Here is a 12,628-nt window from a genome sequence, read left to right as displayed (position 1 = left end):
AAACGTTGCACTTCGTGGCTGAATCCACCCACAGCGGTTGCCAAGTCTCCTGCCTTGAAAATCCCAAATGCGATCCTTGGCAAATGCCCCCATTGCAGCGATGTGTCACGACAGGCGCACGCCGGCAGGTCACGCCCGCCGTGACGATCATGCTGCGCTGTAGAGACTTTGCTTGCTGTCGTGGAGTTTCTCGGCAAAACCGGAGGCAACATAGCGGTCAGTCACGACCTCGATATAAGTCCCGACCGTGGCGTCGCCCGCCGCACTGATGGCAGACTGAAAAGCCTCGACAGTCGACACCTTCGCCGTCTGCCAATCGTTGCAGCCGAAAACACGAGGCAATTCCGAGTACCGCCATTGGGCGAGATCATTGTAGGGTGCCTCCGGATCCTTGCAGAGCAGACGTTCGATCAGATAACCATCGTTGTTGAGCACAATGACCACCGGCTTCAGACCGTAGCGCCCGAACTGGCTGATTTCCTGTGCTGTGAGTTGATGCGCACCTTCTCCGGTCGCCAATATGACCCGCTTGTCCGGTGCCGCAACAGCCATGCCGAAGGCCGCCGGCGTGGCCCACCCGATCGCAGCCCACAGGCCTTGTGCCTGAAAACTTGCGCCGGATGGCATGCTCGTGAAGGCCAGTCCCATCGAAATAGTCCCGGCATCTGCCACAATGATATCGCCCGGTTTGAAAAATCGCTCAAGTCCCGTATAGAGCGTCTCTGCTGTGATCGGACCGGCGCCAGCGGCCTTTGGCGAGGCCTTGGCTTTACCATACAAGGACCCGATCTGCGGCCAGTTCCGCTTGGCAAGCTGTCCCGCAAGCGCCCGGACAACATCCGCAATCTCGACGGAATGGAAAACCTGTCCGCCGGCCGTGACCTTGTGATGGCCAATCGTAATCAGCTTCCCGGGGTCAAGATTTGCGGTAAAAGCGCCCGTGTTGAAGTCGCCCAGCAAGGTTCCGATAGTCAACACGGCATCCGCCCCCTCCACGAACGTGCGCACATCCCTGTCAAGCAAAGCCCCTGCATACATTCCGGCATATTGCGGATGAGTTTCATCGAGCACGGTCTTGCCCATGAACATCGTGACAAACGGCAGGCCACTGTGGTTGACCAGCTCTTCCAGCTCAAGGTTAAGACCAAGCCTGGAGACGAGAAAACCCGGGATCGCCACTGCGGTCCGCGCTTTGGCAAGGGACTTCTCTATGGCTTCGACTGCCTTTTTCAATTGGTGTGGATCAGAGACTGGTGGCAGCAACAGTTCGCCACTGCAACACACGGGTTCATTCGCATAATCCGAGGGAAAGGCCATATAGACCGGGCGGCGTTCATAGAGGGCTGTCCGGATCAGGCGTTCGGTTTCGGGAACAACATTTTGCGGGGTCATCAGGGCGGAGGCGGCAACAACAGGATCCGCCATGCGCTGGAACAGGCCGAATTCGCCGTTGCCGAGCGTGTGGTGAACCGGAAGGCGATTGTCCCGGGCACTCATACTCGGCGCTCCCACCAGATGAAAGATCGGGACATGCTCGGCATAGGAACCGGCAATCCCGCTGAGCGCGCTTAATTCACCAACGCCATAAGTGGTCGCCACCGCGCCCACGCCCTTGATGCGGGCATAGCCGTCGGCAGCGTAGGCGGCATTGAGCTCGTTGCAAGCGCCAACCCATTCTATCTCTTCGGACTCCACAATTGCGTCATTGACCGGAAACGAAAAGTCTCCCGGAACTCCGAAGACATGATCCACGCCGATCGACTTCAGACGGGACAGAACATATTGAAGAACGGTAACAGACATAATTCGAATTTCCTTTTGAGTTTAGAAAACGAGTGAATCTTTTTATTTGCCCATATCGGAGTAATATTTCTTTTCCCGATCACGAATTTTATTCAGGTCAACAAGTTTGTTGAATTCATCGAATTCGATCATTTTGTCTTCCCAGCCGGAGATCGAACCGGTCCGGCGCATGTCGATGGCCAGTTCCCTCGCAATTTTTGCGAAGACGTAAGTAAAGGCCGTGGGGTAAGCGACGGCGCCAAAACCGAAGGCTTCGAGCTCGCTTTCGGAAACCAACGGCGTCTTGCCGCCCGGCACCATATTGGCGAGAGTGGGCACCGAGACGAGACTTGGCACCGACTTGAGGACTTCAAGGGTCGGCGGCGCTTCGATAAACACCCAGTCTGCGCCTGCCTCGATCGCGGCATTCGCCCGCTCGACCGCATCTTCCAGTCCGTTGACAGCCACAGCATCCGTGCGGGCAAGAATGGTGAAATCATCGTCCAAACGCGTATCGACCGCAGCCTTGATCTTGGCGACATATTCATGCGTCGGGATGATCTCCTTACCGCTCATATGGCCACAGCGTTTTGGCGATACCTGGTCTTCAAGCATGATCGAAACAGCACCGGCCTTTTCGAACTGTTGCACCGTGCGAATGGTGTTGGTGACATTGCCATGACCGGTGTCCCCGTCCACCCAGACCGGCAAATCGACGGCATCAGCAATACGCCAGGCACAGTCGACCATGTTATCGAGGGTCAAGAGTTCGACGTCAGGCGCTGCCAAAAGGGTCGCAGAATTTGCGTAACCGGCACAGCCGACGCAGGAAAATCCCGCCATTTCGATGATTCTTGCGCAAAGTGCATCATGCGCCACAGGGATGCTCAGGATTTTGGGATCCTTGAGCATCGTCTTGAAAAGCGTTGTTTTTTTCATCGTAAAACTCCTTCATGCAAACGGGTTGTAGCAAGCCGATCCGGGCTCATAGACTGGCCCACGGACACGCGGACAGGCACAGGCATTTATTTGGCTACGCACCGCTTGCCATGGCTTTTTGTTATGCTAAAATGTTATATTGAATTGTTATGACAATTATGATTTAGGCATTACATTTGGAAATGCAATGACCCCAACCGGCAAATTACCGCGCTACCAGAAAATCTATCTGCTGCTTCGGGAAAAAATTCTTTCCGGCCAGTTGCCGCCGGGAAGCATGGTCCCCAGCGAAGCAGAGCTTGCAAAACAATTCGGTGTCTCCCGGATCACATCACGACACGCCTTGATGGAACTGGACCAGGCAGGTCTGGTCATTCGCGAGCGTGGGCGCGGAACCACGGTGCGGAAAGATATCGAAATCGCAGGAAACGCGGACGAGCGCAAAAGAAAGGCTGCCATCAGCACCCAGATCATGGGTCAGTCCCACATTGTCGGGCAGTCAGATGTCCGTCTTCTGGGTTTTTCCCGTCAAGCAGCCAATGATGCCATTGCCGAAGGGCTCGCAGTCCGGCCGGGAAGCGACGTTTACGGAATTGAAAGAATCCGGTCGAGGAATGGCGAACCGTTTTGTTACATCATGGCCTATGTCCCAATCGAATTGGGTCGTAAATTTTCGCCCGCTGCCCTGGAAGAAAACCGGCTGATCGACCTGATCCAGGCTGCCGGAAAGACCATCGGTGCTGCCCGGCAAACCGTAAGCGCCACGATCGCCGATGCAACCCTTGCCAGCCATCTGGACACAGCCGCAGGCGCGCCATTGCTCTATATCGCCCGCACGGTTTTCGACACGAAGGACGTACCGGTAGAGTTCGTTGAAGGCTATTTCCGGCCCGACCGTTTCACCTTGTCAATGTCACTTGACCAGGACGCCTCCTGGGAAGACGGAGTAGCAATCTTGCAGGAAAAACCACTACCGGCAGATGACTAGCTGGCAAAGGACAGAGCCGCCGACACCGGAATCGATTTTGCAGACCCAGTGCCCAAAGGGCTCTCGCCGGTTGCCGCACTAGCCAACCAAGACGTTTCGGACAATGCCAGCCTTCGAATTGCGGAACTAACCGATTGTCACACTGCTGCTCGTGCCGATGGTTTTTGCCAACTGCTCAAGCCGCCGCCGCAGGCGCTCGCCATCGAAATTTGCAAGATGCGGGGGCAGGACCAACTGAATTCCATTACCGTCGGAAACAATATCGATTTGCGGCAGAATGCCTTCCATCGATGCGCTGAGCAGAGAGGCCACCCGCAACAATGCGCCGAGCACTTTTGCCCGGTACCGCAGCCGGTCGGTAAAAAGCTGCCGGATGCGCTGGGACAACCGCCCTTCTCCCAGCCCCTGATGACGGTAGAAGACGGAGGCGGCCAGATAGGCACGACCGGCATGGTCAAGGCCGACAAAGGCGGCATTGGAAATGATGCTCAGGCTCTGCTCGCCCCGGTAGTCCGGATGTGCACGCCATCCGATATCGGACAACAGGCAGCCGGCATGGCGCAGCCGTCTTTCGTAGTCCGTTTCCTCTATGTTGATATGCTCGAATAGACGATCGGTCCAGACGACAAGCTCCTCGCAATGCCGAGGCGAGCGCGAGCGCAACTGGGAAAGCTCTCGGGCTGCCTCGATCACCGGATCGCTGTCCTGCAGCTCCTGAGGGAGATGCTCGTGCAAAAGGCCTTCCCGAACCCCGGTCGCCGAAAAGACCACACGATCCGCGTTCATACCCTTCAGAACCCGCTCAAGCACAACCGCACCAAAAGGAACAAGCGGCCGCCGCTGCTTGGAAATCCTTTCCGAACCGTACACCCCTTCAAGGTTTGGAACCGCGATCGACCGGCAAAAGGCAATCGCCTCGTCAGCCGGGATCTCGTAGTTGTGCATCACATGCAAGGGATATTCGTTTTGCTCAAGATGCAGCCGCCCAAGTGACCGCCACGTCCCGCCAACGGCATAAAAGGTCCGTTCACCGCGGGGCATCACCGGCCAGGAAAAAGGCTTGAGCGCCTCTTCTGCGATTTTCTGGGCTTTCGGGATCTTGCCATTTGCCAGTTCCTGCAAGCGCAGCCCGCCAAGCGGAAATGTCTCCCCCTTCTTGACGGTCTTCCCTGCAATCTCGACAAGTTCCAGACTGCCGCCGCCCATGTCGCCGACAATTCCCTTCGGCTCCCAGAAACCGGCGATGATACCGAGCGCCGAATAATGCGCCTCTTCGGCACCATTCAGGATCCGGACCGGAGCGCCGATCAGTTCTTCGACCTTCTTGACGAATTCCGGCCCGTTTTCCGCATCGCGCGCGGCCGCTGTTGCTATGATGTAGGTGGTCTCGATCCGAATATGATCCATGAGCGCGCGAAACCTGACGAGGGCCTTCAGCGCAGCCTCTACCGATGCATCGCACATGCGCCCAGTTACCGAGATCCCACGCCCCAGACCGGCGAGCACCTTCTCGTTGAAGAGCATCGTCGGCGTTCGGGCAACCCTTTCATAGACAACCAGCCGCACCGAATTCGACCCGATGTCGATCACCGCAATCGGGCCAGTCCCATTCAGCCGGCCACGCGCCGGCTCGAAATGACTTGTCATGTTAACCCCGTTTCGGGCGCTCCAGGAACGGACGCGGACGGTCGCCTTTTAACGATTTTCCGCGCCCAGACAAGGATGGATTCGTCATAAAATACTGGTGCGCGTTAAAAGGCTCTTCATTGACAGCCGGGACGATCCGCTCATGCCCGCCATCGGGCAAGATCCGCCAGCTCTGCTGATTGTCCTTCAGGTTGGCGACCATGATCTGGTCGAGCACCTGCTCATGGATCGTCGAGGTCAGAAGCGGCGCCAGCACCTCGACACGCCGGTCAATGTTGCGCGGCATCAGGTCGGCTGATCCGATATAAACGTAGGCTTCCGGCGACGGCAGGCCGTGACCGTTTCCAAAGCAAAAGATCCTGGAATGCTCAAGGAACCGGCCGACGATAGACTTGACCCGGATGTTTTCCGAAAGGCCCGTTATTCCGGGCCTCAGGCAGCATATGCCGCGGATGACCAGATCGATTTGAACCCCGGCCTGACTGGCCTCGTAAAGCGCGTCGATGATCTCCGGATCGACCAGTGAATTCATCTTCATCCAGATCTGGGCCGGCCGCCCGGCGATTGCATGCTCGATTTCCGCCTGGGTCAGCTCGAGCATGCGTTGGCGCAGATTCACCGGGGAAACCGCCAGATGGGTCAGCTCCGCCGGCTTGGCGTAGCCGGTGATGAAATTGAACACGCGGGCACAGTCCTGAGCGATCTCCGGATCATCGGTAAAGAACGAAAGGTCCTCATAGATCCGCGCGGTAATCGGGTGATAGTTGCCTGTGCCGATGTGACAATATGTCTTGAGCTCGCCATGCTCGCGCTTGATGACCATCGACAGTTTGGAGTGGGTTTTCAGCTCGATAAAGCCGAACACCACCTGAACACCTGCGCGTTCCAGATCCCGCGCCCACTTGATGTTTGCCTCTTCGTCGAACCGCGCCTTGAGTTCGACCAGCGCCGTGACGGACTTGCCCGCTTCAGCTGCTTCGGCAAGGGCCTTCACGATCGGAGAGTTGTTCGAGGTCCGGTAAAGGGTTTGCTTGATCGCCACAACATCCGGATCCCGCGCCGCCTGACGCAGATACTGGACAACAACATCGAAGGATTCGTAAGGGTGATGGACGACGATGTCCTTTTGCCGGATGGCGGCGAGGCAGTCTCCCCCGTGCTCGCGGATACGCTCTGGAAACCGCGCCGCATAAGGTTCGAACTTCAGGTCCTGCCGGTCCAGATCAACGATCTGGGACAAGTTGTTGAGAGCCAGCAGGCCATCGGCCAGAAAGATTTCCTCTTCGTCGACATTGAGCGCGTCCGCCACGAACTCGCGCAAGGCCAGCGGCGTCGTGTCCTGGATTTCCAGCCGGATCACCGACCCGCGGCGCCGGCGCTTGAGGGCACTCTCATAGAGACGGACGAGATCTTCGGCCTCCTCCTCGATCTCGATATCACTGTCGCGGATTACCCGGAATGTGCCCTTGCCCCGGATCTCGTATCCCGGAAACAGGCGGCCGATGAACAATCCCACGACTTTCTCGATCGCGATAAACCGTGCCGCGCCGTTGTCGCCATTGGGGAGACGTACAAACCGCTCCACCTGCCCGGGAATACGCAACAGCGCGATCATGCCGCGCCCGCCGGAACTTGGAACCAGCTCGAAGACGATGGAAAAACCGAGATTCGGAATGAAGGGAAACGGATGTGCCGGATCAAGGGCGAGCGGCGTCAGAACCGGAAAGATATAGGACAGGAAGTGATCTTCCAGCCAGTCTTGTTCTTTGATGGTGAGCATTTCACCATGCAGGATCTCGACGCCGTTTTCCGCCAGATCCGTGCGCAGGCCACGCCACAGTTCCTGTTGCTTGGCCTGCAACTTTTCGACCGCCGTCCCGATCTGTTGCAGTTGCTCGGTCGGTGTCAGCCCGTCATCGGACCGGTTCATCACCTCCGCCCGTTGCTGCCCCCTGAGGCCGGCAACGCGCACCATGAAAAACTCGTCTAGATTATTGGCGGAAATCGACAGGAACCGCACCCGCTCCAGAAGCGGGTGATTGGGATTCATCGATTCCTCAAGAACCCGAAGGTTGAACTGCAGCCAGGACAGCTCCCGGTTCATGAAACGCCCGGGCGACTGCCGCAGATCTTCAAGGGTTTCCTTGCCCGGGACAACCGAACTAGGCGCTGCCGCAGACGCCTCGCGTGCCTTGGTCAAGTCGACGGTTTCATTCATGTGTCTTTCCCCCAGCTCGAACCTTCAAACACGCGGCCTGATCCGGCAGCAGCCTCGGGTCTCCGGGTAACACATCAAGATGGCAATTCGATAGGCCAACTCCAACGTTCGCACGAGAATATTTTTATCTCTGCTACTTTTGCATGTCTTCCAGAACACGCCCGACCAAGGGTTTGGTGATCTTGACCCGTCCGGCCAGCGCTTCCCGGTCGATCGCATCGACGGCCTCCAGCGCCTGGCCAAGCGAACGCTCCATACGGAGCACCATGTAGTCGACAACACCCAAGTCGACCGCAATCTGGCGGTCGGCAAACAACTTGATCAACACCAGCCGCAGCAACTCCTCGTCGGGCTCCTGAATCTCGACCGGCGTGGCTGCGCGCAACCGTGACATCAGGTCCGGCAACTGGATGCCCCAGGCCGCCGGCCATGTCCGGGCCGTGATCAAGACGCTCTTGCCAGCCTGACGGGCGGCGTTCAACAAGTGAAACAGCGCGGTTTCGTCAACCCCTTCATGAGCATTTTCCAGAACGATTGCCGGTTCTTCGACAAGTTCGCCGGCCATGGTCGACGTCAACTCGCCTGCCGGCAAGACAATCGCTCCGGTATCGGCATGAAACGCTTCAACCAGATGGGTCTTTCCCGAGCCGACCGGCCCGGCAAGGATAATCACCGGCGATGGCCAGTCCGGCCACCGCTCGAGCAGCTCGAACGCTGCCTGGTTGGATTGGCCGACCAGATAATCGTCACGCCCGAGCGCCGCATCATGCGGCAGCTGCAATGGCAATTGACGCGGAGGGTCCCCCTTAGTCATACGCACCTACTCTCCTGATCCCGCCTCCCGGCGGTTAGTCCCCGTGTACAACGGGCTCGCTAGGTACTGCCTCAATGCAAATCTCGCAAGCACGGCAATCATCGCTGCCGCCGGGACAGCTATCAACATGCCCACAAATCCAAAGAGATATCCAAAGGCAAACAGGGCAAACATGAGCGCCACCGGATGAAGCCCCGTGCTGTTGCCGACAAGCTTCGGCTGAAGGATGTTTCCCTCCAGAAACTGGCCAATTCCAAAGATTGCAGCGACCGCGACGATCATGATCCAGTCAGGCCAGAACTGCACCAGAGCCACTCCGAGGGACACGATAAATCCAAGTCCGGCACCAACAAAGGGGATAAAACTGACAAGGCCCGCTCCCATGCCGATCAACAGGCCGAAATTAAGCCCGACCAGTCCCAGACCGATCGCGTAAAACGCCCCGAGGATGATGCAGACCGACACCTGGCCACGCACGAACCCCGCAACTGCCCGATCCATTTCGCGGGCGAGCCCCCGGATCTCGGTCAGGTGTTTGCGCGGCAACCAGCCGTCGATCCTGGCAACCATGTGATCCCAGTCGAGCAACAGGTAAAACGCGACCACAGGGGTAATCACGAAAAGCGACAGGATCGACAAGAGCGCCTGCCCACCGCTCCAGACCGACTGGACCAGCTTGCCGATCCACGATGCGCCCTGCCCCAGCAAGTTGGTCAGGGATGATTGCAGATCGACAGGGCTGATGCCGGCTGCGGCGGCAGCCCGATCCAGAATGTCCTTGCTGATGAGGTCCTGCAGCCTGGCAATCACATCCGGGAATTTCTCAAGAAAACCGGCGAGCTGATTGCCGAGCACCGGCAGGATCAGAATGAAAAACAGGACCAGAACGAGTATGAAACTGAACAGGATCGTCAGTGTCGCCCACACCCTCCCCATGCCGAGCGCTTCGAGCCGGTCACAGACGGGATCCAGCAGGTAGGCAACCGCCGCACCCGCCACAAACGGTAGCAGCACGCCCGAAAACACCCACATGAACGCGATAAACGCCGCCAGCGACACCACCCAGAACTGAACTTGCCGGCGCAACGTCATGTATTGATCTCCTTCACTGCCGCTCCCGCACAGTTTGCAAGTGGGGGCCCGCTGCGCACTTAGGGACTTTTCCCAAAGCCGGTCAAGCTCCGGCAATTGGGGTTAAGCCCCGCGATTTCGCCGCAATGGCGTGTGCGGCCTTGTGTTGCGGCTGTTCTGATTGTATGCGCGGCACAGTTAAATTCCGCGCGCACATCCCGGAGACTTGCATGAGCCAGGACACCTCCCCTCAATCCGGTCAAAACGGCCTCACCTATGCCGATGCCGGGGTCGACATCGATGCGGGCAATGCCCTGGTCAAGAAGATCGCGCCACTGGTCAAGGCAACCTCCCGCCCGGGTGCCGACAGCGAAATCGGCGGTTTCGGCGGTTTGTTCGATCTGAAGGGCGCCGGTTTCAAGGATCCGATCCTGGTCGCCGCCAATGACGGGGTCGGCACCAAGCTGAAAATTGCCATCGAGACCGGACAGCACAAGACGGTCGGCATCGACCTAGTCGCGATGTGCGTCAACGACCTGATCGTGCAAGGCGCGGAACCGCTGTTCTTTCTCGACTATTTCGCGACCGGCGCACTCGATGTGGAGACGGCTGCCGATGTGGTTGCGGGCATTGCCGAAGGCTGCAAACAGGCCGGTGCGGCGCTGATCGGCGGCGAAACTGCAGAAATGCCGGGCATGTATGCCGCAGGCGACTACGATCTGGCCGGGTTTTCCGTTGGCGCGGCAGAACGCGGCGAGCTCCTGCCCCGCCCTGACGTTACGGAGGGCGATGTTCTGCTCGGCCTGACCTCTTCCGGTGTTCACTCCAACGGCTATTCGATGGTCCGCAAGATCATTGAACTGGCCGGTCTCGACTGGCCGGCAGACGCGCCTTTCGCTCCGGAAAAGACCCTTGGCGAGGTCCTGATGGAGCCGACACGGATCTATGTGAAACCTGTGCTTGCCGCGCTCAGAACCACATCCGGCATCAAGGCGCTCGCCCATATCACGGGTGGCGGATTGCCTGAAAACCTGCCGCGCGTCCTGCCCAAGAGCAGCTCCGCCCGGATCGACCTGTCCCGAATTGCCGTGCCGGACGTGTTCAAATGGCTGGCAAAAACCGGCGGTGTCGCCCAATCGGAAATGCTGCGCACCTTCAACTGCGGCATTGGCATGGTGGTGGTGGCCGCGCGGGATCAGGCGGAGGCTGTCGCGGCCGCTTTCGCGCAGGCCGGAGAAACGGTCATTGATCTGGGCCAGATCGAAGCGGCGGGCGATGAACCGGTTCTGTTTGACGGCAAGCTGGATCTCGGGCCATGACCCCCCGCAAGAAAACCGCGATCCTGATTTCCGGGCGCGGCTCGAACATGATGGCGCTGATCTCGGCCGCCCTTGAGACTGACTTCCCGGCGGAGATCGCGCTTGTGGTGTCCAATGTTCCCGAAGCCAAGGGACTGGAACGGGCCGCAGAATTCGGCATAAAGACCGCCACAGTGGACCATAGGAAGTATCCGGGTGACCGCGAAGGGTTTGAAAAGGCCCTGAACAGCGTGCTTCACGAAAACGGTATCGAACTGGTTGCCCTGGCCGGTTTCATGCGTCTGCTGACACCTTATTTCGTCAATGCCTGGGCGAACCGGATGATCAACATCCACCCGGCGCTTCTGCCTGCGTTCAAGGGCCTCAGCACCCACGAGCGGGCGCTGGAAGGCGGCGTCAAGCTGCATGGCGCGACCGTGCATTTCGTCTCCGCGGAAATGGATGACGGGCCGATTATCATTCAAGGTGCGGTTCCTGTCCTTGACGACGACACGCCGGAAACTCTTGGAGCCCGGGTGCTGGACATTGAGCACAAGATCTACCCAAAGGCCCTGGAACTGGTGGCAAGCGGAAAAGCACATGTTGTTGACATGCGTGTCACAAGCGGCGGCACCAAACGCTCTGAAGACATCCTGATCTGTCCGGCTGACTGATCCAAGCTGACTTCTTACCTTTTTGAAATCAAGCGGACATGGTTTGGAAGAGGCCTCTGGTGCAATGTGGGAACGGGTGCAGGTGCTGTAACAACGGGTTGCGGTCTTTTGGCTTCCCGTAACCACACCTTTATCTTTTACAGCCAAAACGCTCTGTTGAACGGGGTCACAGCATGCATATCGTGTTTTTGAAATGTTCGGACGGAAAAACCCGACCCTTTGAAACCGGACGCCTCGCGATCGACCCGACCAACGGGAAATGCCTGGGTCTTCCTGTAAGCTACAAGAGCGATGTGGTGCAGTCTGCAAAGGCGGCGCATTAGCCGCAAGGGACTGGCCAAACATCACGATACGGACAACGCGCCTCGCTGAAGTCCGGCCGTATGCGGCGGGCTCCAGTGCGCCCATGACGCGCTACCGCTCCCCTGCTGCGTATCTCAGGTGAACCAGCGGATATGGACGGCCTTCGCCGTCTTCCGGGGAACGCCCGGTCGGCTCAAACCCCATGTGCCTGTAAAACCCGACCGCCTGACTGTTTTGTTCATTCACATCCGTCGTCAAGGCCGGATGAAGTCCAAGGGCATGGTTCACCAGAAACCGCCCGACGCCGCTTCCCCGGCTGTCCGGATGAACGAACAATGCTTCCATATGCCCCTTTTCCAACAGCATGAAAGCCATTGCCTCATCGCTCTCGTTCACGGCAAGCATCAAGGGTGCACCCGGCAAAAAACCGGCCAGCATACGCTCTATATTCTGCCGGTCGTCGGCCGCCAGGAAGTCGTGGGTCAAATCGACGGCCGCCCGCCAGATCTCCATCACCCGCTCCCCATCGGCTTGGCGCGAAGCCCTGATCTTGAAATCTGTCACGCAAAACCCCTTTCAAAACGCACTCAGACGCACCGGCGTATCCACCGGCTTTGCGGCAAGACTACGGCAGGTTCCCTGCCACAGCTCGGCAGGAGGCATCTTCTTCATTGTTGATCTATTCGATTGCCAGTCATCGGCCATCTTTTTCGGCCTGCATTCGAGGCCGATAAATGCAAGCAGATGACTTGGCTTCCTGTTCAAGGCGGTTGTGAGAGCTGTGGACATGGCTGTGCCGCTGGTAATCAGGCGGCAATTAGCATGGCCCCTCCCCCCGAGTTGTTGTCAAATGTGGTGTCCAAACGGCCATCACGCGGCGGCCAGATCTTGGTT

10 protein-coding genes are annotated in these 12,628 nt (G+C 58.2%); 3 read left to right on the top strand and 7 right to left on the bottom strand.

Features of this window, described 5'->3' with window-relative positions; genetic code table 11:
* Window positions 1-147 precede the first annotated feature (147 nt).
* Together E1297_RS08435 and E1297_RS08430 are read right to left on the bottom strand one after the other, a co-directional pair.
* Window positions 148-1,803 (bottom strand): alpha-keto acid decarboxylase family protein, encoded by a 1,656-nt coding sequence (locus tag E1297_RS08435; RefSeq protein ID WP_155136526.1) that lies wholly within the window; start codon window positions 1,801-1,803, stop codon window positions 148-150.
* 42 nt (window positions 1,804-1,845) lie between these two features.
* The gene (locus E1297_RS08430) at window positions 1,846-2,721 is read right to left on the bottom strand and encodes an oxaloacetate decarboxylase (protein WP_155136523.1); all 876 of its coding nucleotides are present in this window, start codon (window positions 2,719-2,721) and stop codon (window positions 1,846-1,848) included.
* Window positions 2,722-2,908: 187 nt separating this feature from the next.
* Here E1297_RS08430 and E1297_RS08425 point away from each other — a divergent pair, with 187 nt between their 5' ends.
* Window positions 2,909-3,709, top strand: a complete 801-nt coding sequence (locus E1297_RS08425) for a GntR family transcriptional regulator (protein WP_155136520.1) — start codon at window positions 2,909-2,911, stop codon at window positions 3,707-3,709.
* A gap of 126 nt (window positions 3,710-3,835) precedes the next feature.
* Here the strand turns inward: E1297_RS08425 and E1297_RS08420 are convergent, their stop codons facing one another.
* The 4 genes from E1297_RS08420 to E1297_RS08405 all read right to left on the bottom strand — a co-directional run bounded on the left by E1297_RS08420 (window position 3,836) and on the right by E1297_RS08405 (window position 9,480).
* Window positions 3,836-5,356 carry a Ppx/GppA family phosphatase gene (locus tag E1297_RS08420; RefSeq protein ID WP_155136517.1) on the bottom strand — a complete coding sequence of 507 codons (1,521 nt, stop codon included), beginning with the start codon at window positions 5,354-5,356 and terminating at the stop codon, window positions 3,836-3,838.
* Window position 5,357: 1 nt separating this feature from the next.
* Window positions 5,358-7,574: an RNA degradosome polyphosphate kinase gene (locus E1297_RS08415; RefSeq protein ID WP_155136514.1), complete on the bottom strand. Its 2,217-nt coding sequence runs from the start codon at window positions 7,572-7,574 to the stop codon at window positions 5,358-5,360.
* 133 nt (window positions 7,575-7,707) lie between these two features.
* Entirely contained in the window at window positions 7,708-8,388 is a 681-nt protein-coding gene (locus tag E1297_RS08410) for an AAA family ATPase (protein WP_155136511.1), read from the bottom strand.
* Window positions 8,389-8,394: 6 nt separating this feature from the next.
* Entirely contained in the window at window positions 8,395-9,480 is a 1,086-nt protein-coding gene (locus E1297_RS08405) for an AI-2E family transporter (RefSeq protein WP_155136508.1), read from the bottom strand.
* Between the two features lie 209 nt (window positions 9,481-9,689).
* On the opposite strand from E1297_RS08405, the gene purM reads away from it, so the two are divergent.
* Both purM and purN read left to right on the top strand, forming a co-directional pair.
* The gene (gene purM, locus E1297_RS08400; protein WP_155136505.1) at window positions 9,690-10,778 is read left to right on the top strand and encodes a phosphoribosylformylglycinamidine cyclo-ligase; all 1,089 of its coding nucleotides are present in this window, start codon (window positions 9,690-9,692) and stop codon (window positions 10,776-10,778) included.
* A complete protein-coding gene (gene purN, locus E1297_RS08395) occupies window positions 10,775-11,431 on the top strand; it encodes a phosphoribosylglycinamide formyltransferase (RefSeq protein WP_155136502.1) in 657 nt (218 codons plus the stop codon). The genes purM and purN overlap by 4 nt, the downstream gene beginning before the upstream one ends.
* 414 nt (window positions 11,432-11,845) lie before the next feature.
* Here the strand turns inward: purN and E1297_RS08385 are convergent, their stop codons facing one another.
* On the bottom strand, window positions 11,846-12,298 hold the full coding sequence (locus E1297_RS08385) for an acetyltransferase (RefSeq protein ID WP_368669490.1): 453 nt from the start codon (window positions 12,296-12,298) through the stop codon (window positions 11,846-11,848).
* Between the last annotated feature and the right edge of the window lie 330 nt (window positions 12,299-12,628).

The sequence above is a fragment of the Roseibium sp. RKSG952 genome (assembly GCF_009711355.1).
The sequence above is the reverse complement of the archived record's forward strand: the minus strand, read 5'-3'. Positions and strand labels throughout refer to the sequence as shown.

Bases quoted from the DNA above. Each gene is read 5' to 3' on its own strand.
- E1297_RS08415 (WP_155136514.1), bottom strand. From the start codon at position 7,574: ATGAATGAAACCGTCGACTTGACCAAGGCACGCGAGGCGTCTGCGGCA.
- purM (WP_155136505.1), top strand. From the start codon at position 9,690: ATGAGCCAGGACACCTCCCCTCAATCCGGTCAAAACGGCCTCACCTAT.
- E1297_RS08420 (WP_155136517.1), bottom strand. From the start codon at position 5,356: ATGACAAGTCATTTCGAGCCGGCGCGTGGCCGGCTGAATGGGACTGGC.
- E1297_RS08425 (WP_155136520.1), top strand. From the start codon at position 2,909: ATGACCCCAACCGGCAAATTACCGCGCTACCAGAAAATCTATCTGCTG.
- purN (WP_155136502.1), top strand. From the start codon at position 10,775: ATGACCCCCCGCAAGAAAACCGCGATCCTGATTTCCGGGCGCGGCTCG.
- E1297_RS08410 (WP_155136511.1), bottom strand. From the start codon at position 8,388: ATGACTAAGGGGGACCCTCCGCGTCAATTGCCATTGCAGCTGCCGCAT.
- E1297_RS08435 (WP_155136526.1), bottom strand. From the start codon at position 1,803: ATGTCTGTTACCGTTCTTCAATATGTTCTGTCCCGTCTGAAGTCGATC.
- E1297_RS08405 (WP_155136508.1), bottom strand. From the start codon at position 9,480: ATGACGTTGCGCCGGCAAGTTCAGTTCTGGGTGGTGTCGCTGGCGGCG.
- E1297_RS08430 (WP_155136523.1), bottom strand. From the start codon at position 2,721: ATGAAAAAAACAACGCTTTTCAAGACGATGCTCAAGGATCCCAAAATC.